Origin of the sequence: Oceanobacillus zhaokaii (genome assembly GCF_003352005.1) — a bacterium.
In the GTDB taxonomy this organism is placed as follows: domain Bacteria; phylum Bacillota; class Bacilli; order Bacillales; family Amphibacillaceae; genus Oceanobacillus; species Oceanobacillus zhaokaii.
In genome coordinates, this window is the sequence record NZ_CP024848.1 from 1,598,284 (window position 1) to 1,623,826 (window position 25,543).

The 25,543-nt window shown below is 35.8% G+C and carries 27 protein-coding genes; 17 read left to right on the plus strand and 10 right to left on the minus strand.

Going from position 1 to position 25,543, the window contains the following annotated elements:
* Positions 1–41: 41 nt before the first annotated feature.
* From CUC15_RS08115 to CUC15_RS20840, 5 genes are all read right to left on the minus strand, one after another.
* A complete protein-coding gene (locus CUC15_RS08115; protein WP_114916173.1) occupies positions 42–389 on the minus strand; it encodes a YrdB family protein in 348 nt (115 codons plus the stop codon).
* A gap of 56 nt (positions 390–445) precedes the next feature.
* Positions 446–1,132: an MBL fold metallo-hydrolase gene (locus CUC15_RS08120; protein ID WP_114916174.1), complete on the minus strand. Its 687-nt coding sequence runs from the start codon at positions 1,130–1,132 to the stop codon at positions 446–448.
* Positions 1,129–1,767 carry a TetR/AcrR family transcriptional regulator gene (locus CUC15_RS08125; RefSeq protein ID WP_114916175.1) on the minus strand — a complete coding sequence of 213 codons (639 nt, stop codon included), beginning with the start codon at positions 1,765–1,767 and terminating at the stop codon, positions 1,129–1,131. The genes CUC15_RS08120 and CUC15_RS08125 overlap by 4 nt, the downstream gene beginning before the upstream one ends.
* A gap of 366 nt (positions 1,768–2,133) precedes the next feature.
* Positions 2,134–2,838, minus strand: coding sequence for a class I SAM-dependent methyltransferase (locus CUC15_RS08130; protein ID WP_423241367.1), 705 nt, complete (start codon positions 2,836–2,838; stop codon positions 2,134–2,136).
* Between the two features lie 37 nt (positions 2,839–2,875).
* Complete coding sequence (locus CUC15_RS20840; RefSeq protein ID WP_114916177.1) at positions 2,876–3,100, minus strand: YppG family protein; 225 nt, start codon at positions 3,098–3,100, stop codon at positions 2,876–2,878.
* Between the two features lie 145 nt (positions 3,101–3,245).
* Between CUC15_RS20840 and CUC15_RS08140 the strand changes: the two genes are divergently transcribed.
* On the plus strand, positions 3,246–4,025 hold the full coding sequence (locus tag CUC15_RS08140) for a DUF2268 domain-containing putative Zn-dependent protease (RefSeq protein WP_114916178.1): 780 nt from the start codon (positions 3,246–3,248) through the stop codon (positions 4,023–4,025).
* Positions 4,026–4,189: 164 nt separating this feature from the next.
* Here CUC15_RS08140 and CUC15_RS08145 read toward each other — a convergent pair whose 3' ends face one another.
* Complete coding sequence (locus CUC15_RS08145; protein ID WP_114916179.1) at positions 4,190–4,453, minus strand: hypothetical protein; 264 nt, start codon at positions 4,451–4,453, stop codon at positions 4,190–4,192.
* A 195-nt stretch (positions 4,454–4,648) separates the two neighbouring features.
* Here CUC15_RS08145 and CUC15_RS08150 point away from each other — a divergent pair, with 195 nt between their 5' ends.
* The 4 genes from CUC15_RS08150 to CUC15_RS08165 all read left to right on the plus strand — a co-directional run bounded on the left by CUC15_RS08150 (position 4,649) and on the right by CUC15_RS08165 (position 6,321).
* Positions 4,649–4,747, plus strand: coding sequence for a YjcZ family sporulation protein (locus CUC15_RS08150; RefSeq protein WP_114916180.1), 99 nt, complete (start codon positions 4,649–4,651; stop codon positions 4,745–4,747).
* Between the two features lie 30 nt (positions 4,748–4,777).
* Entirely contained in the window at positions 4,778–4,912 is a 135-nt protein-coding gene (locus tag CUC15_RS08155; protein WP_114916181.1) for a YjcZ family sporulation protein, read from the plus strand.
* Between the two features lie 139 nt (positions 4,913–5,051).
* Complete coding sequence (locus CUC15_RS08160; RefSeq protein ID WP_114916182.1) at positions 5,052–5,672, plus strand: flavodoxin family protein; 621 nt, start codon at positions 5,052–5,054, stop codon at positions 5,670–5,672.
* A gap of 343 nt (positions 5,673–6,015) precedes the next feature.
* The gene (locus CUC15_RS08165; protein WP_114916183.1) at positions 6,016–6,321 is read left to right on the plus strand and encodes a hypothetical protein; all 306 of its coding nucleotides are present in this window, start codon (positions 6,016–6,018) and stop codon (positions 6,319–6,321) included.
* Positions 6,322–6,407: 86 nt separating this feature from the next.
* On the opposite strand, the gene CUC15_RS08170 is transcribed toward CUC15_RS08165, so the two are convergent.
* Positions 6,408–8,012 (minus strand): glucose PTS transporter subunit IIA, encoded by a 1,605-nt coding sequence (locus CUC15_RS08170; RefSeq protein ID WP_205317674.1) that lies wholly within the window; start codon positions 8,010–8,012, stop codon positions 6,408–6,410.
* 145 nt (positions 8,013–8,157) lie between these two features.
* On the opposite strand from CUC15_RS08170, the gene CUC15_RS08175 reads away from it, so the two are divergent.
* Positions 8,158–9,357, plus strand: coding sequence for a helix-turn-helix domain-containing protein (locus CUC15_RS08175; RefSeq protein WP_114916184.1), 1,200 nt, complete (start codon positions 8,158–8,160; stop codon positions 9,355–9,357).
* Positions 9,358–9,421: 64 nt separating this feature from the next.
* Here the strand turns inward: CUC15_RS08175 and proC are convergent, their stop codons facing one another.
* A complete protein-coding gene (gene proC, locus CUC15_RS08180) occupies positions 9,422–10,219 on the minus strand; it encodes a pyrroline-5-carboxylate reductase (protein WP_114916185.1) in 798 nt (265 codons plus the stop codon).
* Positions 10,220–10,620: 401 nt separating this feature from the next.
* On the opposite strand from proC, the gene CUC15_RS08185 reads away from it, so the two are divergent.
* The 3 genes from CUC15_RS08185 to cax all read left to right on the plus strand — a co-directional run bounded on the left by CUC15_RS08185 (position 10,621) and on the right by cax (position 14,218).
* Positions 10,621–12,597 carry a glycoside hydrolase family 3 protein gene (locus tag CUC15_RS08185; protein WP_114916186.1) on the plus strand — a complete coding sequence of 659 codons (1,977 nt, stop codon included), beginning with the start codon at positions 10,621–10,623 and terminating at the stop codon, positions 12,595–12,597.
* Between the two features lie 173 nt (positions 12,598–12,770).
* Positions 12,771–12,902, plus strand: coding sequence for a hypothetical protein (locus CUC15_RS20630; protein ID WP_278309204.1), 132 nt, complete (start codon positions 12,771–12,773; stop codon positions 12,900–12,902).
* Between the two features lie 251 nt (positions 12,903–13,153).
* The gene (gene cax / locus CUC15_RS08190) at positions 13,154–14,218 is read left to right on the plus strand and encodes a calcium/proton exchanger (RefSeq protein WP_114916187.1); all 1,065 of its coding nucleotides are present in this window, start codon (positions 13,154–13,156) and stop codon (positions 14,216–14,218) included.
* Between the two features lie 80 nt (positions 14,219–14,298).
* Here the strand turns inward: cax and CUC15_RS20635 are convergent, their stop codons facing one another.
* On the minus strand, positions 14,299–15,111 hold the full coding sequence (locus tag CUC15_RS20635) for a LysM peptidoglycan-binding and 3D domain-containing protein (protein WP_114916188.1): 813 nt from the start codon (positions 15,109–15,111) through the stop codon (positions 14,299–14,301).
* Positions 15,112–15,356: 245 nt separating this feature from the next.
* Between CUC15_RS20635 and CUC15_RS08200 the strand changes: the two genes are divergently transcribed.
* Entirely contained in the window at positions 15,357–16,484 is a 1,128-nt protein-coding gene (locus CUC15_RS08200; protein ID WP_242985975.1) for a DUF4145 domain-containing protein, read from the plus strand.
* A 141-nt stretch (positions 16,485–16,625) separates the two neighbouring features.
* On the opposite strand, the gene CUC15_RS08205 is transcribed toward CUC15_RS08200, so the two are convergent.
* Complete coding sequence (locus tag CUC15_RS08205; protein WP_114916190.1) at positions 16,626–17,243, minus strand: YkoF family thiamine/hydroxymethylpyrimidine-binding protein; 618 nt, start codon at positions 17,241–17,243, stop codon at positions 16,626–16,628.
* Positions 17,244–17,687: 444 nt separating this feature from the next.
* Here CUC15_RS08205 and CUC15_RS08210 point away from each other — a divergent pair, with 444 nt between their 5' ends.
* The 7 genes from CUC15_RS08210 (at position 17,688) to CUC15_RS08240 (ending at position 25,492) form a co-directional block, all read left to right on the plus strand.
* Complete coding sequence (locus CUC15_RS08210; protein ID WP_114916191.1) at positions 17,688–18,803, plus strand: ABC transporter ATP-binding protein; 1,116 nt, start codon at positions 17,688–17,690, stop codon at positions 18,801–18,803.
* Positions 18,800–19,744, plus strand: a complete 945-nt coding sequence (locus CUC15_RS08215) for a carbohydrate ABC transporter permease (protein ID WP_205317675.1) — start codon at positions 18,800–18,802, stop codon at positions 19,742–19,744. Before CUC15_RS08210 ends, CUC15_RS08215 begins: the two co-directional genes overlap by 4 nt.
* Before the next feature lie 2 nt (positions 19,745–19,746).
* Complete coding sequence (locus tag CUC15_RS08220) at positions 19,747–20,556, plus strand: carbohydrate ABC transporter permease (RefSeq protein ID WP_114918415.1); 810 nt, start codon at positions 19,747–19,749, stop codon at positions 20,554–20,556.
* Between the two features lie 80 nt (positions 20,557–20,636).
* Positions 20,637–22,013 (plus strand): ABC transporter substrate-binding protein, encoded by a 1,377-nt coding sequence (locus CUC15_RS08225; protein WP_114916192.1) that lies wholly within the window; start codon positions 20,637–20,639, stop codon positions 22,011–22,013.
* A gap of 223 nt (positions 22,014–22,236) precedes the next feature.
* Complete coding sequence (locus CUC15_RS08230; RefSeq protein WP_114916193.1) at positions 22,237–22,998, plus strand: glycerophosphodiester phosphodiesterase; 762 nt, start codon at positions 22,237–22,239, stop codon at positions 22,996–22,998.
* 82 nt (positions 22,999–23,080) lie between these two features.
* Positions 23,081–23,824 carry a glycerophosphodiester phosphodiesterase gene (locus CUC15_RS08235; protein ID WP_162800288.1) on the plus strand — a complete coding sequence of 248 codons (744 nt, stop codon included), beginning with the start codon at positions 23,081–23,083 and terminating at the stop codon, positions 23,822–23,824.
* Positions 23,825–24,151: 327 nt separating this feature from the next.
* The gene (locus CUC15_RS08240; RefSeq protein WP_114916195.1) at positions 24,152–25,492 is read left to right on the plus strand and encodes a D-serine ammonia-lyase; all 1,341 of its coding nucleotides are present in this window, start codon (positions 24,152–24,154) and stop codon (positions 25,490–25,492) included.
* Positions 25,493–25,543 lie beyond the last annotated feature (51 nt).

Genomic DNA, 25,543 nt, shown 5'->3' on the forward strand with positions numbered 1-25,543 from the left:
CCCTATTACTAGTGTAGTCAGTTACATAGCTAAGATAAATCTTAAGAATCAGGGTTTAGTTCTATTATGTAGATAAAAAACTTCGTTAAAAGCACGATTATTAGATAAACTATTCCTAGTATTTTTTTATCAGAAAAATATAATGCAGCGGCGGCTAAACTGAAAACTATTATTTGAAGAATTGAAAGCAGCGGTTCTGTTACTGGGTAGGAAGCTTTAGGCGCAAGAAAATGTCCCCAGATAATCGCTACAAGCACTGGGCCTCCTAATCCAAGTAGAATTTTTATGAAAAGGCCTGTGCCTGCATGAAATCCCCAGTAGAAAAATGCGATAAGCCCTGCCAACTCTAAGAAAAACAATAATGCATAGAAAGCATTTTCAATAATCATCAAGCAACACACAACCTTTCAAGTTTATTATGCAGGATAATAATAATGTTCGTTACTCAAACTTCATTTGTAACATCTTTTTCGTATTGTTGTATATATGCTTCTAGTTGATTCACAGGATCAAGAATAGTATTCCCATGGCAAACCTCTAGCTGTTTTGGATTTAATAGTTGGAGGATAACACTGCTTTTTACCGCCTCATCCATATCTCCAGTAAACATGCTCATTGGCTTTTTCAATTTGCCCTTTCTCGATGTAAATAAGTCACCTGCCAATAAAACCTGATCTTCATTATGATAGTAAACGACATGACCGGGCGAATGCCCAGGTGTTAAATAAGGGGTAAGTCCGGAAATAGTTACTAGTTCGTTTTGTTCATTGATCTGTAGAGCCTGAACGATGTCTTTTTCAACATTTTCTTCAAATTTCTTCCTTTTAGGATAGAGCGAATCCCCCTCCATGTAAGGAATTTCAATTTGATGTGCACAAACAGGCACACTTATATTTTTCAGTATTGTTTTCAAAGAGCCAACATGATCAGAATGTCCATGTGTGAGAAGAATTCGGTTTAATTCTAGGGGTGCCAGCTGTTTCAAAAACTTCATAATTCCTCTAGCCATCATAGGGATTCCAGTATCTACTAGTGTGAGTCCATCTTCATCGATAACAACCCAAACATGAATAGGGAAGTATATCCAGCTTTTTAAACTCCAAATATGCTCAGAAACTCTTTTTATCTTCATCCTTCACCCTCAACTAATTTTAGATTCGCTTTAAATCCCAAAATAAGAATCTCTACTGATAGACCGAATGTTGGAATTAAACGTTCAAGTAATACTTCGGTAGGCTCATGCTGATAAGAATAAGTACTTAAAATACCATATAAATTATAGAAAAAGATACGTGAGTATGCTAATAATTGATCATCATTTGGAAGAGACAGGCATTCACCAAGGGTGTTTTTCATGATGCTAAAAATCTCTAAGCGAATTTGATTAATTTCTAACTCAGGCTTTTGTTCATCTACACGTGTAGATTTAGCATTAATAAAAATGGTATGTAGGTTTTTATTATTTAAACAAAAATGGATGAATTGATTGCTCATTTCTTTCAACTTTTTCTCTGGTGGTAAAGTGTTTGATTGAACAATTTCTTGCATCTTTAGTTTTAATTGTGTAAGTGATGGCATGGAGAGTTGATGAAGTAATGACTCCTTACTCTTAAAATAAAGATAGATAGTAGTATGGGAGCATTTTGCTTGTTTTGCGATTTCTCTCATAGAAACAGCATCATAGCCTTTATTAGCAAAAAGTTTCCCAGCTGTAGTAAGAATTGCCTTTTTTGTTTCCTCTGAACGGTGTGAATGCTTGCTATCCATGTTGATTATCACCTCAGTTCTATTATTAATTGCTGTTATTAAATACAGAACTAACCATCGGTAATATTATAACCAATGGTTAGTTTTTATGTCAATAAGTTTTTAGATAGATGAGAAAAATCAAACTATAATTTCAGACAGTATAACTATTATTTTTTAAATTCACGATTTTTGCTTGATTACCCTAGAGGTCATCGCGGTTCCTCAATCTGCCTTCTTTTCGCGAACTGTTCAATAGATACTTCTCATAAAAATTATAAATCATAATATTATCATAACTTTAAATTACTAAGAAAGTGTATTAATTAAAGATAAAAATAGCCCAGTATATTAAACTGGAGCTAGAATTATGAAGCGATCATTTTATTAGGAACATCTAAATATACGGAACCCCAATATATCCTTGTATTTATTCGATAAATGCTGGTGATTATCCATGATTGTTAATATTGAATCATCAATGTTATCGGAAGGAGAGAAGTCAGGTGCACTTTCCAGGTTATCCTTTTCAATCTCCTGGTTAAATGTTTCTATTGTTATTTGATTAAATCCTGCTTGTTGCAGCAGCACATTCCAGCTGTATTCGGTGAGTAATTGTGAGAAACCGTAGAATTCAGTTATTGCTCTCCGTTCAATCTGGGGAAGTTGCTGTTCTAATACGATTTCAACTGCAATGAATGCTCCGTTTGGCTTTAGAACTCTTTTTAACTCGCTTAATGCAACTGGGATAGTCGTAAAAGCCAAAACTGACTCGGAAAGTACAAGTTCAAAAGAATCATCATCAAATTGCAACTGCTCAATATCACCATATATAGCTTGTATAGGAAGCTTTAACGATCTGAACCGCTTGTTAGCTTTCTCCAGCATTAGTTTATTTTTGTCTAATGCAGTTATAGGACAACCATAGTTTTCTGCAATGTATGAAGCTGTTTGTCCTGTGCCACAACCGGCATCTAATATTTTTTTTGTTGCATCTGGATTTTCGGTTGAGAAAATATGCTTCGTTAATTGCAGACCTCCAGGATGTGCACCGCCAACACCAAATGATGCCAAAAAATCAAGATAGTTCAATAGCATTCTACTCCCATCCCAATGGAATTTCTCTCGTTTAGCGTTTCATAAATCTCGTTATATATGGGCTTACTTGTTTATAAGTTTTTTCCATATGTTGTATAGATGTAAAGATACGGTTAACATCAAATTTTCCATCATTATCTTGAAAGAGATTTAAGAAGCTTGGATTAGTAGGTCCTGGTCCCCGTTGTATTCGTGCTCTCTGATATCTTCTAGGGGAAGATAGATACCGTGGTGGTCTTTGCCTGCGTGGAAACATGTAATATACACCTCCTTTGTCCTGAGATTCTTTGATATTTTATTCATGGGGAAGGTTTATAGTAAGTGAAGATGCCTAAAGACGATAGAACCTATTCATAAAATATGCATAATTTAGTGATAGAAATATTCAAGGAGGTGTGGTTATGAGTGTTATCAGGACTGACAAATGGTTGCTTGATGCTTATGATAATCCTGTTGAAATGTGCGAAAGATTAACGCCATATTTTGAAGATGCTTCAGCATATGAAATATATCAATACTTAACAGTAAATGGGATGTATCGCCCAATAAAAAATGGTTTGGAACAAGTAGAAGATTTACAAAATAATGGAGTTTGGAAGATGGTAGAAAAAGAAAGGAGATTACTGCAGAAATCTTGGGGTGGACCAGATATTCCAGTGTTTATTTTCCCTTCAGAATCAACGAATCGAATTTTATTTCGTAATTTTAATCGTAAGTCTGGTTTAGCTTTCTGTGATAAAATATTCTTATTCATATCACCGGAAAATAAACAAGAAGAAATCCAAGCTTTGTTCACCCATGAATATAATCATGTTTGTCGATTAATGCAATATGAAAAGGAAGAAAAAGATTATGTATTACTGGATACAATTATTTTGGAAGGGTTAGCGGAGCATGCTGTGTATGAAAAGTATGGTGAAAATTATGTAGCTCGTTGGACATCGAATTATTCGGAAGATGTATTAGAGAAAATGTGGCAAACCCACGTTTTCCCTAATCGTAATCTTTCGAAGACAGATCGAAAACATGAGAAATTATTATATGGATTGGCAAATTTCCCAACAATGTTAGGCTATTGTGTGGGCTACTATTTAATTAACAACTATTCCAAAAATACAAATCTTAAGAGTAAGGATTTACTTGCTATAGATTCGAGGATGCTTGCCCAAATAAGAGAATAGTCCATCCATGATGAAAAGATTGGAAGGGTAAACTGTGTGATTCGTAACTAAGATAAAAGTCCTTCTTTTTACAAATGCAAAACAGACGGAGTCTCTCCGTCTGTTTATCATTAATCTTTAATTATTTACCTTTGGTATCCAATTAGAAGTTGGGGTTAAGGATTTTACCAAAATAAAAAAGGAAGTAAAACGAGGGAACTAATGGCACCAATCGCAAATCCAGCACCAAATCCACCATAACCGCCATATCCATAATATCCTAAACCGAAGCCACCTAAATTTCTATTCTGACCTATTGGTCGCAAATAAACTCTTCTATTATCAACACGTCGGATAATACCTCTGTGAATTCGGCCGTTACGCATTCTTATTTCAACAGCTCTCCCCATATGTTTACGGCAAAGCGCGTGGTTTTGTTCAAAAGACATTCTTTCACCTCCATAATTTGCTAATGACTACAGGATAGTATATGCAAGTATTTAATATATCTAAAGGGACAGGTGTATCAGGGTTATAGCTGAATTATAGTTACGACTGACCCCGAACATGATTAAATGCAGCCCAGATCAATTATATGACAATTGCATACATTACTACTGAAAGGTTGAGGGCGTGTAATAATCATGGGTGAAGCTGTTGGTCAAGGAAGTTTCGCACTAGTGGTTGTGTTGTTTATTTTGCTAATTATCGTTGGTACATCCTTCGTTGGAATAGGATATTAATATAAACTTATATTATTGGAGGCGAACAAGATGGGTTTTGGATATAGTTATGGATGTGGCGGCTATGGATATGGTGCGCCTGCTGTTGGTTATGGCGGTAGTGGATTTGTATTAATTGTAGTGTTGTTTATTCTTCTAATTATTGTTGGAGCATCTTTTTTCTAAATAAACGTGATTTAAAAATGGGCTATCGAATCAGATAGCTCATTTTTTCTGCAGTACAATCGTTCAATTTTACCGAAAATGATTACATAAGTCTAATTTAGGGAAGAGAATAGTAATGAATTAGAAAGAGGTGTAGATTTTGAAGAAATTAAAGGCAATAATCTTGAATTGCTCGCTGAAGCCATCTACTGAAAAATCCAATACGGATGCTCTATTACAAGATTTCATAGATGTGTTTGAAAAGAAACAAGTAGAAACTGAAACAATTAGAGTAGTAGATTATAACGTAGCATTTGGTGTGGAAGACGACATGGGAAATGGTGATGAATGGCCAGTAATTGCGAATAAAATAGAACAAGCTGATATTTTACTCGTCGGCACGCCAGTTTGGCTCGGGGAGAAGAGCAGTGTTGCTAAAATGGTAATGGAAAGAATAAGTGGCTCTGGAAGCAAGACCAATGAATTGGGACAACCAATCTATTATAATAAAGTAGCAGGCGCTGTTGTAACAGGAAATGAGGATGGTGCAAAACATGCTGCTAGAGACATTCTCTTCAGTCTTGGTCATTATGGATTCTCGCTGCCTCCTAATCCATTATCTTATTGGGTTGGAGAAGCTGGACCAGGACCCTCTTATATCGAAGCAAATGGCTATGAAAATGAATTTACAAAAAATAATGCCCAAGTTGCGAGCCATAATTTAGTACATTTAGCAGAAATATTAACAAATCATCCGATCCCAGCGGAAGGGAACGTTTAAAATAAGTTAAGTTTGCGCAATATCATATCAATGAATGATTTTAAATGAAACGTTCTCTGTCTATTTGATAGGGAACGTTTTAAATATTTGAATTGTCGAATGATGTAGGATTATTGACTGATTTCGTAAAATTATTTGTAAATTATAATTAATTTGTATTATTTGTATTGAAAAATAGTACAAATTAACTATAATTAATATTAGTTGCTGTCTCATTAGGAAAAGATCTTTGTAAAAAATTAATGCCGAGATGAATTTATTTTAGAAAAACGAAAAGAAATCTTTATCATCATAGATGAGTTTGTGAGCAATTTAGATTTCTGGAAAAGGTGGGAGAGTGGGGATGAAGTTTAATAGCTATCAAGAAATAGTTTCGCAAAATCAGAAACGATACTTGCAACATATTCAAAAGTTAAGTATGAATGCTGCTGAACAAATTGTTTACCATGGAGCGACATATACAATATGGCATCCATTTAAGAAAAGAGAGCCGGATAAAGGAACCCTTTCTACATACTTCAACTTCACCATCCGCAATCATCTGATCGATTTAATACAAGACAAATCGAAAGCACTGCAAATTAAAGCCATCCAAGAGACTATCCAAATCCAACATAACAAGCCGATGAAACAGACACAATCGCATTAATAGCTATAAGGTATACTTTTTCAATTTACATAGTACAGTGATAATAATTAAAGGAGCGTAACAAATTTTGTTACGCTCCTTTAAATTTACAATGTACGTAATTTAATTAAATCGTCATTTTGCTTAACAGTTTTTACTCGAGATGTTTGCACATCTAGATATTCTTCAGAATTTGTAATTACAATAGGTGTCGTTGTTTTATAACCAGCTTTTTGAATTTCTTCTATATCAAATTCAATCAGTAAATCACCTTGTTTAATCTGATCTCCTTGCTGAACATGAGTTTTGAAATATTTTCCTTCGAGTTTAATTGTATTTACTCCAATGAAAATTAATAATTCAGCTCCAGCATTTGTTGTTATGCCAATTGCATGTCCAGTTGGGAATAGGGAAGTAATCGTACCGTTAACAGGTGAAATAACTTTTCCTACCTCTGGTTCAATAGCAATGCCTTTTCCGACTGTCTCAGTTGCAAAAAGCTGATCCTCCACCTCGGAAAGTTGTAATACTTTTCCTTGTAATGGACTTCCAATTGTTTCTGGTTTTACACCAACAACTAAATGGCTGTAATTATCCGCTTTCTTCTGATTTTTCCCTTCAAATCCAAGTGCATAAGTTAAAATTAATCCTAGTAAGAAAGCAGTTCCAATTCCAATTAAGTGACTTCCTAACGGTGAAAACGCTGGGATGGATAGTAAGCTCGGCAGTACAAATTCTATCATTCGCACACCAAGACCTCCATTAATTGCCCCACCGATCGCTCCAGCAATAATGACATAAATCATCGTTCGTCTATACCGTAAAATAATTCCATAGTTAATTGCTTCTGTTGTTCCAGCCAAACCACCGGGAACAATACCACTGGCAGCAAGGGCTTTCAAATCCTTGTCTTTTGTCTTCAAAAATACAGCAATTGCAATACCAACTTGTGCAAATGGTGCAGGTGCCGCCATTGCTATAATTGGGTCTGGCCCTGTTGCAAGATTTGCAATAGCAAGTGGGATGACAGTCCAATGTAGACCAGCAATTGTAAGAAATGTCCATGCGCTCCCTAATACAGCCCCAGCAAGAATACCGCTTTTAGCGCTTAAGAAATTAATGATAAAGCCAAGTCCTTCACCAAGTAAAGTCCCAAATGGTCCAAAAATAAGCAATGTTAATGGTACCATTACGAGTAAGGCAATCATTGGATTGATAAACATTTGAACCTCTTTATAAATTACTTTTTTCAAAACCTTTTCTAGCCCTGCATAAACAAGCATTGCAATAAATATTGGAAATACAGTTGAGGAATAATCTGCCAACAGGACAGGCATTCCTAAAAAGTTGATCGACTCAACTCCGCCATCTACAAGACCGACAATTTCTGGAGTAAGTAGAGACGCACCGATAACTCCTCCAACATATCCATTTGCACCAATTTTATTGGCGATAGAAATTCCTAGAAATACTGGCAGGAAATAAAAGACTGCTCCACCAGCAGCAGACAAGACTATATAGGTACCGCTTTCAGAAGATAGCCAGCCTACCATTGATAAAACTGCTACAAGTGCTTTCAATAAACCAGCCCCTGCAAGTAAACCAATAATTGGTGCAAAGCTACCAGAAAGTACCTCTAAAATTTTAGTCAAGAATGATTCTTTTTTTATGTTCGATTGTTCTGTTTGATTAATGTCTTGTTGATTACTCATAATAATTCTCCTAATTCTTTTTGATAATGAAAGCGTTGTTATGTTACAATTATAATTAACTTTTAATAATAGCGTTAGGACTTTTTTGACAAAAGAAGGATAAAAATATCAATAATTATCGATACCAGTTCTTTGGGGGAGAAAAATGAAGCAATCCAGACTAATTACAACAGCAATGAAATTGCAGCAGATTACCAATTTAAATATTTATGTATTGGATCAGTATAAGGATTTCATCTATTATCATGAGATTTTAATGATTCCCGATTTTATGCCAGGGTATGGTCAGTCCGATATATTAGATTTACATAATATAATGAACCAAAATGGACGCGTTTATTCTTATATTAATGAATGGGGACTGCATTATTTTGGATTTCGCTTTAAAAAGCAGGATGAGTATACGGTTATCATTGGACCATATTTAGTTACAACGCCAAACGTATATAGTTTATCCAGAGACTATAATTTAAGTAGCATTAGGGGGGAGGATTTACGAGGACTAATTGATGAAATTTATGTGCTAACGACTGATCAAGCAAACAGTTTCGCAAGTATGCTTAGACTATTTGAAACCATGTCTGAAAATGAATCAGATCAAGCTACCATTGTTGCTGATAAATCCAGAGAAGCGGAGTATAATCGTCAGACAAACACAAATTTAGATGAAGAAGCAGAATTAGTAGAACTACGCTATATAATTGAAAAGGATTTTATGTATGCAGTTGAGCAAGGAAATAAAACGGAAGCATTAAACCTTATTAACTCGGGTAATTTATTGTTTTCATTCTCAGAGCGCTTTCCAAATCAGCCAATAAGAAGGATGAAAAATAATCTAATTGTAATGAATACGATGTTGCGAATTGCAGCAAGAAATAGTAATGTGCCAACGATATTAATTCATCGCATCTCAGAGAAGTATGCATTGCAAATTGAAAACTCAAGTAAATTAGCAACGCTCAATCAATTACATGATAATATGATCGCGGCATATTGTGATCTTGTTTCTGAAAGCGCATTACGTCATTATTCTAAAACAATCCAAATAGCGATTGAGCATATTCAAACTTATTATGACCAACAATTAAATATGGTAGAAATAGCAAAGGCTTGTAATACACACCCGAGCCATCTTTCTAGGAGTTTTAAAAAGGAAACAAACATGACCATTACAGCATACCAGCAGATGCTAAGAATGAATCGAGCGAAGTACTTGCTCGAAACAGAGCCATTAACGATAGAAGAAATCGCATGGATTGTTGGCTATGAGGATTCTTCCTATTTTGCAAGAGTATTTAAGAAAGAAACAGGCAGTACACCAACCGCATATCGGCAAGGTATATAAAAAAGCTGGTCTAATCATACTAGGCCAGCTTTAAGATTGCCATCTATTTAAAGATCAAGAACGATTATTTCTTAAGTTTCTCCATATTTGCTTTTACTGCATCAATAATTGCAGAACGAAATCCGTTTTCTTCAAGACTAGCAACAGATTCGATTGTTGTTCCACCTGGCGAGCAAACATCATCCTTTAGCTTACCAGGGTGATCGTCTGATTCTAATACCATTTTAGCAGAACCAAGTACAGACTGTGCTGCGATTTTATATGCATTATTTCTAGGCATCCCATATAAAACTGCTGCATCTGCTAGAGCTTCAATAAACAAGTATACGAAAGCAGGAGAGGAACCACCAACGGCACTTGCAATGTCCATTAGACTCTCATCAATGAATTCTACTTTACCGAAGCTTTCAAACAAGGCTCTAATTTCTTCTTTTTCCTCTTCGGTCACAAAGCGATTAAAACTAATCGAGGTCATACCTTCTCCAACATTTACTGGTGTATTCGGCATTGCTTTCGCGATTTTTATCTTTCTTTGAAAATGTTTCTCACTTTGTGCAATGGTTTGTCCTGCTGCAATGTGAATGACAATCGCATCATCACGAATGCCATCTCTTATTTCTTCAATCACATCAGGATATACATTTGGAGTAACAGAAAGGAAAATAATATTACAGTTTTCTGCAACAGACAAATTATCTTCGAAAACATTAATTCTATATTCTTCTTTTATATCTATTAATTTCGCGATAGAACGATTTGAAGCATAGACATCATGCGGATCGGTGTAACCTGATTTCACAATACCTCCAATAATTGCTTTCGCCATATTTCCAGTACCAATAAATCCAATATTTCGTTTCATATCCAAAATCCTTCCAAATCATAAATTATTAAATACGTTTCATTTTACTTTAGTAAAAGAAGGATAGCAACTGAGAGCAATGTGTGAAATGTGAATGGACAGATTATTTGAAGTTTACAATCGCGGTATCATCTTATAAGGATATACATTAAATTTACTTGAAAATAAAGAACCATAACAGTTCTATGAAAAGAATACCACTAGAGGGGGAAAGACCATAGCTGCATATGTGTCTGTACAGTCACAGTTTGTATTTGGTGAGGAAGTAAGTGTAGGAATTAAGGAATGAAGATTAATATAATCAAGAAACCACAAATTTTGGATAAAGGATAGCAAAATTTGGGATAGTAAAGTGGAAAGGTGGAAATCACTTAAAAATTACTATTGTGAGGTGAAAGTAGATGGTTATAATTTATAGAAAAGCAGTGCCATGTATCCTAGCAATTCTTTTATCCATACAGTTATGGGTTCCTCAGGCTCACGCACAAAATGATGTCGAAGTAGAAACGAGAACGAAAGCTATTTTAACTGTAGAGGGAAAACGATACCGAGATTTAAATGATAATGGAATTTTAGATGCATATGAAAACTGGGAGTTATCTGATGAGGAGCGAGTAGAAAATCTGTTGTCACTGATGACGCTTGAGGAAAAGATCGGTCTAATGACAATTAATGAATATCCAGAAATAAAGGAAAATAAGCTCGTCCTGCCAAATAAATTTCTCGATCAACATACACGCTACTTTATTTTTAGAGGTACGCAAAGTGCAGATGTGATAACGAACTACAATAATGAGCTACAGGCAGCAGCCGAGGCATCAAGGCTAGGTATACCTGCCGTTATCGTTTCCAATCCGAGAAATCATGTCTTGGGCACTCCGAATATAGAAGAATCAGGTCAGTTTTCCTACTGGCCAGGTACTTTAGGCTTTGCGGCAACGCGTGAAGCTGACCTAGCCAAAGAATTCGGTCAGATTGCTGCTAAGGAGTGGACTGCTACTGGTATACGCAAAATGTATGGCTATTCTGCTGACGTTGCTACAGATCCATTATGGGCAAGAGTGGAGGAAACATTTGGCGAACATCCAGAGCTTGTCTCCGGAATGATTTATAATGTCATCAGAGGGTTTCAAGGTGATGTATTAAATGAAAACAGTGTATCCCAAACAACAAGGCATTATCCTGGGGGTGGTGTTCGAACAGATGGCAGAGACCCACATTTTAAAGAAGGTCAGTCTAATATTTACCCGACTCCAGGCAGTCTCCTGAAGTACCATATGCCGCCTTTTCAAGCAGCTATCGAAGCTGATACGACGGCAATAATGCCTTATTACGCATATCCAAGTAATGATAGTGCCAATCAAGGCTTACCACCATTTAGTGCTACGGAACAATTTGAAGAAGTTGCATTTGCACTAAATGAAAATTTTATTAACGGTTATTTACGCGATAAACTTCATTTCTTAGGCTATGTTAATTCTGACACCAGCGCAGTTATTGACCGGGCATGGGGTGCACAGAATTTATCATTAGAGGAGAGGTTTGCTAAGGCGATTAATGCAGGAACAAATATTTTTTCCGGCGTTCCAAATCCAGAACCGATTATTTCTGCAGTAAATCAGGGATTGGTAAAGGAAGAAAGTGTTAATCGATCGGTAAAATATTTGCTGACAGAAATGATGAAATTAGGACTGTTTGAAAATCCATATAAGGATCCCGAAAAGGCGCTGGCTATTGTAAATGACCCAGCTTCTCAAGAACGTGCAGATGAAGCACACCGGAAGTCCATTGTTTTACTTAAAAACGATAACAATCTTTTGCCATTGAATGATGAAAAAATTAAGAATGTCAAGCTTTATGTTGAGAAATTTCCTAGTGGGGAGAACGGACAAAATACGAGGGAATTAAAAGAGAGAATACGGAACTATGATAATTCAATCATCATAGTAGATAGCCTTGAAGAAGCAACACATGCGTTTGTTTGGATGCTTCCTTGGCAAGATCTTTTTAAGAATAATCCAACCTTGGTCATTGGACCGGATACTGGAATAGATCAGGTTGACCGAATTGTGGAGATTCAGAAGACTGTTCCCACGTTAACTGCCATCAACATGTCTAGTCCATGGCTGATTGATAAGGTTGAACCAAACGCAGCAGTGGTAATAAGTACGTTCGGTGTGAAGCCTGAAGCACTTATTGACGTCATTCGCGGTAAGTTTAATCCAACAGGAAGGCTCCCATTTACCATTCCAGCGAGTCGGGAAGCAGTTAACAATCAAGTTGGCGATATCCCAGGGTATGATGAAGATCCATCATATATGTATCGAGACAAAAATGGCAATCGCTATGAATATAACTTCGGTCTTTCTTATGAATAGTCCTTTCGTGGTAGCTTATTTTTTCATAAGATTGAAACAGCTTATTCAAGGTAAAGTCAATTCGAATCAATGTTCTGTAGGTTTGATTTAGAATAACAATTTCTATGCACACTTTTCGAACTCCAGCATATATTAACTTCTGTGTGAGAAATATATGAGGGAGGAAGATAGTGATGAGTAACAATCAAATATTCAAAATTAACTATGACTCAGTTGTTGATGAAGGATATAAGGTTATCGAAGTAAATATCTCTGAATCAGCTGAAAATTTATATGCAGTCTGTACGCCGGTTAAAATGGACTAGGTATTAATATTCTAAAAATCATCTCTTTTTGTACGCTTACATAGAAGAGATGGTTTTTAATTTTATTAAGGGGGATTGAAAATAATGATATTGGCTATTTCAGCCCTAAATAAAAGAGCTTTGTAATTTTTGCGAAATATTAATCGTGAGGTGCCCGTGGACATGGAGAAGAAAACAGCACAAGAATTTGCTAATTAAATACTATTAAATGGGAATGTTAAACATATTAGCAAATAAAGGGGCAAATTTCTATGATGAACAAATTATTTATCATTCTCATTGTAATTGGTTTACCACTCTCCATAATTGGTTCTATATTTCATTGGTCAGCAGTCATGATGTTTATTATTTATTGCTTAACGATTATTGCTTTAGCAGGGTTTATTGGGCGAGCGACCGAAAGTTTAGCGATCGTAATGGGACCGAGAATTGGCGGGTTACTTAATGCGACATTTGGAAATGCTGTGGAACTAATTATATCTATATTTTCATTAAAGGCAGGGCTCGTTGGTATTGTACTAGCTTCCTTGACTGGATCTGTTCTAGGAAACTTACTGCTTGTTGGAGGACTTTCATTCTTTGTAGGAGGTCTAAAATATAAGCGTCAATCGTTCAATGTTAACGATGCAAGACATAATGCTGGACTGTTAATATTCTCAGTTATCGTTGCCTTTGTTGTTCCCGAAGTATTTACACACACAATGGATAATCAGGAAACGATGGGACTAAGTATTGGTATTTCGATTGTATTAATCCTTTTATATTTATCCATGCTACTATTTAAGCTGGTTACTCATCGTGGTGTTTATCAAAAAAATAATGAATCAAAGACAATGAATCAAGAAGAGGAGGTTCCGGAGTGGAGTAAAAAGAAAGCAGTTATCATTCTTGCGTTAGCAACAATTGCAGTTGCTTATGTTTCGGAAAAGTTAGTTCATACATTTAGCGCAGTTGGTGAAACGTTTGGTTGGACAGAATTATTTATCGGTATTATTATTGTTGCGATCGTCGGTAATGCAGCAGAACACGCTTCAGCTATTATTATGGCATTTAAAAATAAAATGGATGTTGCAGTAGAAATTGCGGTTGGTTCCACATTGCAGGTGGCAATGTTTGTAGCTCCAGTGCTTGTACTCGCATCTTTATTCTTCCCTGTTTCAATGCCTCTCGTCTTTACATGGCCCGAACTAATTAGTATGGTGACTGCCGTATTACTCGTTATCATGCTTACGGTTGATGGTGATTCCAATTGGTTTGATGGACTTGTGTTATTTGCTGCATATGTCATTATGGGGATCGGGTTTTATATGCTCTAGATAAAAAAACACTTCATGCAATAGAACAGCAAGGGATAATATATCATCCCTTGCTGTTATGAACCAAAAGAAATAACTTATTATTTAATAGTAACGTTGACTGTACGAACTCCCCAATTAAATGCTTCCTGATTAGTTGGTACATAGACATCTATTTTGTTACCCTTAATTGCTCCACCTGTATCTCCAGCAATTGCATGACCGTATCCTTCCACATAAACTTCTGTTCCAAGTGGTATAACATTAGGGTCAACTGCGATTAATTTTATATTTGGATTTGCATTCAAGTCGATGCCTGTAGCGGTTATACCGGATCCTCCAGCACTTTGCACTGTGTAGGCTGTTGACGTAACGGAAATAGTGTGTCCCGCAATACTTTCATCTTTAACTGTTGTATCGGCAGGTTGCTCTGCTTGTTCCTCTTCAATAGTAACCGGTGTTTCAACTTCTTGTATAGCAGTATCTTCCTCGGTATTAGTGTTTGCAGACACTTCATTAGCGTTTGTTTCTACAGATGCAGCATCTATATTTGGTCCATCAATAGTAAGTTTTTGTCCGATAGAAATTAAATCATGATCCAATTGGTTCCAATGCTTCAAGTTTTCTACTGATACACTATATTCCTGGCCAATTTTCCAGAGAGTATCGCCTTTTTCTACTTCTACTATGTGACTATTCTTTATACCTTCTGTTAAGAGTACTTGTTCAGGATAAATAACAGTAGATGTAAGATTGTTTAGTTCAATTAAATTTTCAACAGTAGTATTCTCAGTTTGGGCAATGTCCCATAGAGTTTCTCCTTTATGTACAACGATTTCCTCCGCTGAAACCTTAGAATCCCAAGCAATAAAACTAAAGATTATTAAAGCTAAAGCGATTACTATTTTTTTCATGAGTATTTCCCCCTTGTTTAACGTTACATGCATACTAACACATAACCAATAACAAACAGGTTTCGCTAATATTACAAATTGTTTACAAAATATAGTAAATTGAGAAAATTATAATTAATTGTCGAACAATCGTTTATAAAGGAGAAATTAATAGATTAAGAGATATGCAGCAGCTATCTTTTATTAAAACTAAGCTTATTTATGTTAAAATAATATCCAGCACAAATTAATAGGAGATAATCAACTTGAAGATACAGAACTACTATCAATTTCTAGAACCATTAAATAAGGAACTCGCACTAATTGCTTGTGAGTTAGAGAATAGTATATTTACAAGTCCACGAACGATGCTCACACATGCTCGTGTTTTTGTTGAAAATATATTGCAATTTGTAATGAAGGTAGAAAAACTTCCAGAAGACTCTTGGGTAACATTAGTAGAGAGAATCGATATTCTAAGTGATAATGGTTATATTACGAATGAAATACGTGATGCATTGCATACTGTACGAATGATAGGGAATCAGGCAGCACATGATACACGAAAATTCCGCTATTCCGAAGCTTTACTGTCATGGGAAGCTATTTATTTGATTGTAAGATGGTATGTTGAGACATATGGACCGGTAGAATTTGAATTTCCTGACTACCAGGATCCAAACCCACAGGTGACTGAATCCTATGATATATCTGAGATTGAGATACGATTAGGTGCATTAGAGGAACTTTTAACGACCACCTTAACAGTAGAAGATTTGCAACCGGTAGTCGAAGCTGAGCAAATAAGTAGTATCGACAGCATTGCACAGCCTGTTCCTCCTGGATTTACCACAATCCGAAAGCTCACCTATAAAGGGGAGGAGTTAGAGGTTCCATATTTTCTAAGAGATGCATTTCTATTACCACAGCGTTTTGAACGATCAGAGACCTATTTGATTCGCTTAGGTGCAGAACAACAGGCTCGGATTATGAGTGAGCTGCCGAATAATCTCGAAGGACTATCCAATCATGTCAAACGTTTTGGCGAAAAGAATGAGGAAATCTTATTTGCAGAGCTTAAAAATTATATTGAAGAGGAAAAGATACGTAGGGATATAATAATTGAGAGACCAGGGGATTTACTTTTCTTCTACAAAACGGATTATTTGATTATCACCGAGAAGATAGCAGCAACTCCTTTAACAGCGGGATTATTTACTGGATTTCCAAGTTTATTAAAACAACTGCATTCGGATCAAATTGAAACGGTCGGACAACTGCCAAGAGAATTAGTAATTCTAGCAAAATATGATAACGTCGGGGTAGGTACAGTAAAAAGTTTGTTTGACCAGATTAAAGATATTCAAGAGGAAACAACTGACGCAAATGTTTGAAGCAGATGAGTCATTGAAATGAAAATTATTGCCACTTACCTTTATTTGTTGCTCTTAAATATGTGTAAGGGAAATCATCATTTGATTTCCCTATTAAAATTGAGTAGAAACCTGCTGTTTGTTATTAAGTGCCTTTCTAGTTTAGGCAATCACAGTACTGATATTCTCATGTGAAGGACTATTTGCCGAAATGGATACAGTCATTACTGTGTGACTCGATCCACTTTTTACTACTGCTTTAAAAACCTGCTCTAGCCCCTCGAATATTGCCAATGCATCTCCATCAAGACGAGTGGAGTAATTTGCAGCGCTCACGGTAACATATTTTCTTATTGCTTCAATTTGTTTGTGAATAACATCCATATAATTACCGTCCCCAAGTGGATATAATGCAAACTTTGCGGCAATGTATTGATTGATTCCGTTCACTAATTCTGCATTTAGAGGAATCTGATCATTTGCGATATAAGCTTCTGCTTTGGAATCACCTGGACATCCTAAGGAATACGTAGCTTGAAATGCCACATGTTCTCCTGTTTTTGCAGCATGGAGGAACATTGCTTTCGTCACATCAAATACTTGTATCAGATTTCCCCTTACTGTTGTCGACACATCATCTGTATTCATATGAACTTTTCTTGTATCTACCTCATTTAGCGCGGATTTAATAATTTCAATAAATCTATCACTCATTGGATGAATAGAAAAGCTAGCTCCAGCTACATCACGTTTTGTACAGCCTTGATTTTGATTATCCATCAGAAATACCTCCCTAATTTCTCCATTGTAAAAATTACATCCAAGGGAATGCGAATTACATGTTATATAATGCTGAATGCATTTCCCACGCAAAGTATTATTAGTTTCGAGTAAACGATCAGGGTGAAATTTGTTCTCCCCATCCTGATTGACAGTTCTTCAAGGGCAAACTAAAATTCAATTTCAAATGATATCATTGTGGCCTAATATTGTACAGCTATTCGATTGCTGTGCAACCATTCGCTCCATATAATGAAAAAAGGTTCAATATACCCATCTTTATATTACTGAAAAATATAATGGACCTTATTACCTAAAAAATGTAAACGCATTATTAATCATATTAATCTTTTGTTAACTCGTTGTAATGAATTAGTAAATCGTACCTTTCTTAGAAATATTTATGGTTAAATGAAACTTGGCTAAGAAAAGGGAGGTACGCTTATGGGACAAATTGATTTGATAAATATTTCTAAATCATACGATAAGCAAAAAAGCGTATTGAATGAAATTAATCTTTCAATTGAAGAAGGTGAGTTTTTCGTACTTGTTGGTCCATCAGGTTCTGGAAAAAGTACTTTACTTCGAATGATTGCAGGGCTAGAAGATATAACAGCGGGAAAATTAAAAATTAACGATAAAGTAGTGAATCATATACCACCCAAAAATAGAAATCTATCAATGGTATTTCAAAATTATGCCTTATATCCACATCTATCGGTCGAACAAAATATTTTGTTTGGTTTAAATGCTAAGAAAGTCAATAAGAAGGAGCAGCAAAAGAGACTTACAGAGACTGCCGAAATGATGGGGTTAAGTGAATTGCTGAAACGCAAACCGAGGGAACTTTCCGGTGGACAAAGACAACGGGTTGCATTAGCAAGATCAGTTGTAAGCGAAGCACCACTTTGCTTAATGGATGAACCACTATCTAATTTGGATGCAAAGCTTCGTGCACAGATGCGAATTGAAATTCGCCGCTTGCAAAAAAGATTAGGCTTAACAATGGTATATGTGACACATGATCAAGTAGAGGCGATGACAATGGGTGATCGAATTATGGTTCTCAATGATGGTAAGATACAGCAGGTTGGAAAACCAATCACTCTTTATAATGAGCCAGCAAATCTATTTGTCGCTTCTTTTATTGGGACACCAAAAATGAACTTAGGTAAAGCAGTCTTAAATGAAAAAGAGAGCCAACTATTAATAGAAGGTGTACTAAACATTCAAGTAAATCCTACACTGGATGACATACCAAGAAATAATAATGTAACGATTGGAATCAGGGCAGAACATCTCTATCCAGGAACTGATCTCAATACCACTCATCATCTAGAGGTAGTAAATGTCGAGCACTTAGGAAATGAAACATCGATCGCATTTGATATTGGCTCAGAGTTATGGACAGCGAAATGGCCTGGACAATGGGATATTACTGCGGGGGATGTTGTACCAGTACATATAAATATCGAAAATCTATGTTTCTTTGACTCGAACAGCGGTAAGTTAATTAAGTCTGCTAGGGCAGGTAAGAAACAAGAGGTTGTGTTGATATGAGTGTAGAGAATGTTGCCATTCAAGAAACACAAGTGAGCCCTATTGATTTTGAACAGTTGAAAAAGAAGCAACGAGCGAAGAGTTTTTTTAAAGGGATGTTATTTTTACTTCCTTCGATTATTTTATTTAGTGTATTTCTTTTTTATCCACTTGGAAGAACTATTTATTTAAGCTTTTTCTTAACAAATGCAGCAGGGGAGACGACGGTTTTTATTGGTTGGCAAAACTATGTAAATCTATTTTCCTCACCAATATTTATGCAGAGTATTAAATCAACATTTCTATTTGTTTTATACACTGTCCCATTAACGATAATTATTAGTTTGTTTTTAGCAATGATTGCTAACGAAAAGTTAAAAGGAATTGGATTTTTCCGCACGGTCTATTCATCAACGATGGGGATATCCGTTGCAGCTGCTTCTGTATTTTGGTTGTATTTATTCCACCCGTCAATCGGCTTACTAAATATGTTTTTAGAAGCCCTAGGAGCAGATGGTGTCGGATGGCTAACTGATCCTAGTTGGGCACTTTTTGCTGTTTCAATTACAACAATCTGGATGAATATAGGCTTTACTTTTCTTATTTTATTAGGTGGATTACAATCAATTGATTCTTATTTATATGAAAGTGCAGATATCGATGGTGCTGGTTATTTTTATAAATTAAGAAGAATTACGATCCCAATGCTTTCTCCAACATTATTTTTCGTAGTCACGGTAACTATCATCAATGCTTTTCAAACATTTGGTCAGATCGATATATTAACTCAGGGTGGACCAGTCAATTCTACTAATCTTGTTGTGTATTCGATTTATCGGGAGGCATTTGTAAACTATAAATTTGGATCGGCAAGTGCACAAGCAGTTTTCTTATTTATTATTATTTTAATCATGACATTTCTACAGTTTAAATTTGGTGAAAGGAAGGTTCATTACCAATGACCATGCCAATCAGCAAAAAGATTATATTCTATATTTTACTTATAATTTCTGCATTTTTTGTATTTGCCCCAACGTTAATGGCCTTTGTGATGAGTTTCATGGCAAACAAAGATATTATGACGGGTAGCCTGCCAACCACGTTGTCACTCGATAATTATGTAAAAGCATTTGGTCAATTTCCATTACTGAAATATTTGTTTAATAGTCTAATCATTTCAGTTGCTATTATGTTAGGACAATTAATCTTATCCAGTTTAGCTGCATATGCTTTTGTCTTCTTAGAATTTAAAGGAAGAGATGTATTATTTTATCTATTTATTGCAACAATGATGGTTCCATTTGAGGCATCTATCATCCCTAACTTTCATACGATTCGTGATTTAGGGTGGATTGATGAGTACGAGGGATTATCGGTTCCATTTTTTGCTCTGGCATTTGGTACATTTTTGCTTAGGCAGAATTTCAAGCAAATTCCGAAAGAATTGCGTGAGGCGAGTCAAATTGCAGGGATGGGTGATTTTAAATTCTATTTGTCAGTTGTTCTGCCAGTATCAAGAACGAGCTTGTTAACACTAGGTGTCTACGGATTTTTAACATCTTGGAATATGTACTTATGGCCACTTCTCGCAACAACAAATGATAGTGTCCGCACCGTACAAATTGGGTTGAAACAGCTCCAAACACAGGAGCAATTAAATGACTGGGGAGTAATTATGGCAGGTGCAACTATTGTAGTTATCCCTACATTGATTCTCTTATTCTTAGGACAAAATAAACTGCAAAAAGGATTAACAGAAGGTGCTTTGAAATAGAAATATTTAATCATGAGTCATACTGTCTACAAAGGCAGGATAACTATAAAAATTTTAAAAACTAGGGGAGTGCAAAGAGAATGAAAAAGCTTATCGCAATACTGATGTTAGGATTGGTGCTCTTCATTGCAGCATGTAATGATGAAGGAGATCCAGAAGAAACTAATAGTGCAGCTGAATCTGAAAGTACTGAAGCTTCGGCGGAAGGCAGTGAAGCAAGTGGAGAGAAACAAACTGTAACGTTCTGGCATTCGATGGGCGGAGCTGGACAAGAAGCATTAAATGCAATCGTCGATAGCTACAACAGCTCTCAAGACGCAGTGCAAGTAAATGCAGAATACCAAGGTACATATGATGAAGCATTAACAAAGTTTAATAGTGTTGCTGGTACAGATAGTGCACCAACGATGATTCAAACATTTGAAATCGGTACAATGTCAATGATCAATAGTGGAAGTATTGTACCAATCCAAGAATTAATTGATGCAGATGGCTATGATATGAGTGGATTAGAAGAGAACATTGTAAATTATTATTCTTTAGATGGTACATTCTATTCGATGCCTTTTAACTCTTCTACTCCTGTAATGTATTACAATAAAGATGCTTTTGAAGCTGCTGGACTAGATCCAGAAGCACCCCCAGAAACTTTTGAAGAAGTTGAAGAAGCAAGTAAAGCAATTGTAGAATCAAATGCGGGCATGAAGGGTTTTGCATTACAAGCATATGGTTGGTTATATGAGCAACTATTAGCAAACCAAGGTGCACTACTATTGAATAATGACAATGGACGTACAGAAACGCCAACTGAGATTGGCTGGACGGAAGAAGAAGGAAAATCTATCTTCGAATGGGTAAAACGTATGGTCGATGATGAAACATTTGCAAACTATGGTACTAACGAAGATAACATGATGGCTGGGTTCTTAGCTGGTGATGTTTCTATGTTCTTACAATCTTCAGCAAGCTCAAGGGATGTTATTGATCATGCACCATTTGAAGTTGGAATTGCATTTTTACCACATCCAGAAGATAAGGAACGTGCCGGTGTAGTCATCGGTGGTGCTAGTCTTTGGATGATTGACGGTAAATCAGAAGAAGAACAAAAGGCTGCATGGGATTTCATGAAATATTTACAAACGCCTGAAATTCAAGCGGAATGGCATGTAGGTACAGGATATTTTGCAATTAATCCAGCTGCTTACGATGAACAAGTAGTAATTGATGCTCATGAAGAAATGCCACAATTACAAGTAACAGTAGACCAATTACAGGCTACAGAAGCTTCTTATGCTACACAGGGTGCATTAATGGATATGATTCCAGAAGGTCGTAAAATTATGGAAACTGCACTAGAAACCGTATATAATGGCGGAGAAGTAGACGATGCATATAATGCAGCAGTAGATCAATTTAATGCTGCAATTGAGCAAGCAAATGCAGCTCGAGGAGAATAAGCTTTAAAAGGTATTATCAAGATTGCTAATATAGAGAGAAAAAAGCAATGAAACATGCTTTTTTTCTCTATTTGGCAGGTAAGAAAAGTATAACGACTTTTTACTGAATGATTGTAACTAAGGCTGCCACCCAAAGGCTTGGCTAGACCTTAGTTTTTTTTTAGCAATATTGGATAAGAAGAAACTGTTCCGTATCTAATTAATTCTAGGAGGATGTATAACGATGACTGCGACAAAAATATATGGGCATCGAGGATGTATGGGTACTTATCCGGAAAATACATTGTTAGGATTTCAAAAAGCAATTGAGCAAGGTGTCGATGGAATTGAATTAGATGTTCAACTAACAAAAGATGGTGAAGTAATCGTTATTCATGATGAAATATTGGACAGGACGACAGATGGAAACGGATATATTAAAGATTTTACACTACAAGAAATAAAAGAATTTAGTGCTGGTGTTAATTACGAACATTTTCCTGGCTATGATGAGGCATCATGGGGAGCAGAACGTGTGCCGACACTTAAGGAAGTATTAGAACTTCTCGAACCATATGATACCGAATTAAATATTGAATTAAAAACCTATTTAATTAACTATGAGGGCATTGAAGAGAAAGTATTATCAATTGTGGAACAGTTTGGGAATGGCAGGAAAATTATTTTCTCTTCGTTTCATCTACCAACTTTATTACGGATTAAAAAGCTGAATAAATATGCTGAAATTGCCTGGTTGCTGGATCAACGAATCTCACACCCACAGGACTACATTCAAAGTCTGGACTTAGAAGCATTACATATATCAAAACAAGTCGCCTTATCGGATGCTTTCTATCTAAAAGATTTCTTTGAAAAAATACGTGTCTGGACAGTTAATGATAAAGATGAAATAAAACAATTACTTGATTTAAATGTAAATGCGATTATTACTGACTTCCCAGAAAGAGCGTTATTTTATCGAAGTGAAAGAAAATCATTTGTATAAAAGAAGTATAGGGTTTATTCTTTTTTTTAGCATCATGATTTTACTTGTATTCTATATTTCCAGCAATTGTGAAGTTGAACCGATGGTAGCGGATTTTCCGAAGATAATTGCCCATCGTGGTGCCAATGATCGTTTTAATGAAAGTACCATAAGTGCATATAAAATAGCTGCTAATGATGATGTCGATGCACTTGAAGTTGATTTACGGATGACAAAGGATGGATCATTAGTTGCAATGCATGATAAGACGATTGATCGAACGACGAATGGTACTGGTGAGGTTTCGCACTATAATCTCGAGGAAATAAAGGAAATTCCAACGATCGAGGTTTTTAGTAATCAATCAACTGTGGCAGTGATTCCAACACTGAAAGAGATCCTAGATACATTTACAGATACTGAACATTATTATATTGAAACAAGATTAGTAAATGATGTATTAGCCATGGAAGAATCATTAGTCCAACTGTTGAATGAATATGATTTAATTGAGAAAAAACTCGTTACGATTCAGTCCTTTTCACAGGATAGTCTCGAAAGGATTCATGAATTAGCACCTGAAGTGCCGTTAACCTTATTATTTGGAAAAGGCAAGTTCAGCTTGAAAGAAGCGAAAATGGCAGACTATCCGTTCATAGGGATGGAAGCTTCCGATGTAACATTAAAGAATGTAAATGAATTACATCGCCAAGGGAAAGAAGTTCATGTGTTCTTTAACGATTTGGAGACGGAAAAAAAGGAACAAGAGAGAGTTAAATTGCTCAATGTAGACGGCTATTTCACAAACGATATTGGATTTACGAAAAAAATATTGCAGTTAGAATAGGTTGATTTTATTTTGGGGAACTTGCATGCCATTTGGATGTAAGTTCTTTTTTCATTTCTGTTTTAGGTGGAATTAAAGTTATACTTGGCAGTTAAGAGAGCATAAAAACATTATTAACGAATAAGTGCAGACTAGTTTTCTAATCGTTTTAATTATTCCGGATTCAAATAGTATGATACCATAAAATATAAACAAAGCTTCTGAGAAACTAATAAGAAAAAGTATTAGAGTGCATAAGGGTGGAAAACCTTCTCATTTAATTAGTGAAAATAGATCGCCAGTTCATTTTGGCTTGACTCTGGCTTTCTATGGTTAAAAAAGGAGGAAATAACATTGTTTTCGAAAAAAATAATCGAAACTTATCAAAGTAAATATCCAGTTTTAAAAGAAGTCATGGAACTACATCCTGTAACTTGGATTAACCCTAAGCTCACTTCTGTAAATGCGTTCAATGCAACTGATTTGACGATGGTGAATATTCACGAGGCAGAGAAGCTTTGGAATCGTTTCGAGCCATTTTTTAGAAAGGAATTCCCTGAAACGAAAGCAACAAATGGAATAATCGAATCGCCACTTAAGAAAATTGTGGCAATGAAAGCGAGAATAGAAGATAAGCTTTCATCAGAAATAAGTGGAAATCTCTATTTGAAATGTGACAATGAATTATCTATTGCTGGTTCAATAAAAGCTAGGGGTGGTTTTTATGAGGTATTACATTATGCAGAGTCATTAGCAATAAAAGCTGGCTTACTAACAAAAGATGACAATTATGAAGTTTTTACGAGTAAAGCGTTTAAGCGTTTTTTCCAGCAACACAGTATCGGTGTTGGTTCAACAGGGAACTTAGGATTGAGTATTGGTATCATGTCGGCAAAGCTTGGATTTAAGGTGAATGTATACATGTCAAGTGATGCCAAACACTGGAAAAAGAATTTATTAAGGGAGAAAGGTGCGAATGTGCATGAGTTTGCTGGCGATTTCAGTGAGGCAATCGCAGTCGGCAGGAAACAAACGATTGCAGATCCTAAAGGATATTTCGTTGATGACGAGAGCTCCAATCATCTTTTTCTAGGTTATAGTACAGCAGCACTTCGATTGAAGGAACAACTTAAGGAAAACGAAATTCAAGTTGATAGTGAACATCCACTATTTGTTTATCTTCCATGCGGGGTAGGAGGTGCACCAGGTGGAATTACCTTTGGATTAAAGCAGGTTTTTGGCGATAATGTTCATTGTTTCTTCGTTGAGCCGGTGCATTCGCCAGCAGTGTTAATCGGACTAGTTACAGGGGAGATGGAGAGGGTAAGTGTTCAGGATTTTGGGATTGATAATAAGACAGCAGCTGATGGACTAGCTGTTGGCAGGCCCTCATCATTTGCAAGTTCGATTAGTGAACAATTGGTAAGTGGAATCTATACTATTGAGGATGAAAGGTTATTTCAATTGCTGAATTTGTTAGCAGATACTGAAAAAATACTAGTAGAGCCTTCAGCGACTGCGGGTTTACTTGGACCAGTAATGGTGCAACAATCGAATTATTTGACAGATAAAGTAATTAACAATGAAAATGTAACACATATTGCTTGGTCTACTGGTGGTGGACTCGTTCCAGAGCAGGAGTGGGCGGATTATTATAAACAAGGCAGTCTGTTATTAATGGAAAAATAGAAAATTTTTATAGAGAATCGTTTTATGAACGTAAATTTGTAATCGAAAAAA

Coding starts and splice junctions, on each gene's coding strand:
- CUC15_RS08225 (WP_114916192.1), top strand. CDS start 20,637: ATGAAAAAGCTTATCGCAATACTGATGTTAGGATTGGTGCTCTTCATT.
- CUC15_RS20840 (WP_114916177.1), bottom strand. CDS start 3,100: ATGTTTCCACGCAGGCAAAGACCACCACGGTATCTATCTTCCCCTAGA.
- CUC15_RS08210 (WP_114916191.1), top strand. CDS start 17,688: ATGGGACAAATTGATTTGATAAATATTTCTAAATCATACGATAAGCAA.
- CUC15_RS20635 (WP_114916188.1), bottom strand. CDS start 15,111: ATGAAAAAAATAGTAATCGCTTTAGCTTTAATAATCTTTAGTTTTATT.
- CUC15_RS08215 (WP_205317675.1), top strand. CDS start 18,800: ATGAGTGTAGAGAATGTTGCCATTCAAGAAACACAAGTGAGCCCTATT.
- CUC15_RS08120 (WP_114916174.1), bottom strand. CDS start 1,132: ATGAAGATAAAAAGAGTTTCTGAGCATATTTGGAGTTTAAAAAGCTGG.
- CUC15_RS08115 (WP_114916173.1), bottom strand. CDS start 389: ATGATTATTGAAAATGCTTTCTATGCATTATTGTTTTTCTTAGAGTTG.
- CUC15_RS08145 (WP_114916179.1), bottom strand. CDS start 4,453: ATGTCTTTTGAACAAAACCACGCGCTTTGCCGTAAACATATGGGGAGA.
- cax (WP_114916187.1), top strand. CDS start 13,154: ATGATGAACAAATTATTTATCATTCTCATTGTAATTGGTTTACCACTC.
- CUC15_RS08165 (WP_114916183.1), top strand. CDS start 6,016: ATGAAGTTTAATAGCTATCAAGAAATAGTTTCGCAAAATCAGAAACGA.
- CUC15_RS08205 (WP_114916190.1), bottom strand. CDS start 17,243: ATGGATAATCAAAATCAAGGCTGTACAAAACGTGATGTAGCTGGAGCT.
- CUC15_RS08150 (WP_114916180.1), top strand. CDS start 4,649: ATGGGTGAAGCTGTTGGTCAAGGAAGTTTCGCACTAGTGGTTGTGTTG.
- CUC15_RS08170 (WP_205317674.1), bottom strand. CDS start 8,012: ATGAGTAATCAACAAGACATTAATCAAACAGAACAATCGAACATAAAA.
- CUC15_RS08125 (WP_114916175.1), bottom strand. CDS start 1,767: ATGGATAGCAAGCATTCACACCGTTCAGAGGAAACAAAAAAGGCAATT.
- CUC15_RS08175 (WP_114916184.1), top strand. CDS start 8,158: ATGAAGCAATCCAGACTAATTACAACAGCAATGAAATTGCAGCAGATT.
- CUC15_RS08155 (WP_114916181.1), top strand. CDS start 4,778: ATGGGTTTTGGATATAGTTATGGATGTGGCGGCTATGGATATGGTGCG.
- proC (WP_114916185.1), bottom strand. CDS start 10,219: ATGAAACGAAATATTGGATTTATTGGTACTGGAAATATGGCGAAAGCA.
- CUC15_RS08140 (WP_114916178.1), top strand. CDS start 3,246: ATGAGTGTTATCAGGACTGACAAATGGTTGCTTGATGCTTATGATAAT.
- CUC15_RS08235 (WP_162800288.1), top strand. CDS start 23,081: ATGGTAGCGGATTTTCCGAAGATAATTGCCCATCGTGGTGCCAATGAT.
- CUC15_RS08230 (WP_114916193.1), top strand. CDS start 22,237: ATGACTGCGACAAAAATATATGGGCATCGAGGATGTATGGGTACTTAT.
- CUC15_RS08185 (WP_114916186.1), top strand. CDS start 10,621: ATGGTTATAATTTATAGAAAAGCAGTGCCATGTATCCTAGCAATTCTT.
- CUC15_RS20630 (WP_278309204.1), top strand. CDS start 12,771: ATGAGTAACAATCAAATATTCAAAATTAACTATGACTCAGTTGTTGAT.
- CUC15_RS08220 (WP_114918415.1), top strand. CDS start 19,747: ATGCCAATCAGCAAAAAGATTATATTCTATATTTTACTTATAATTTCT.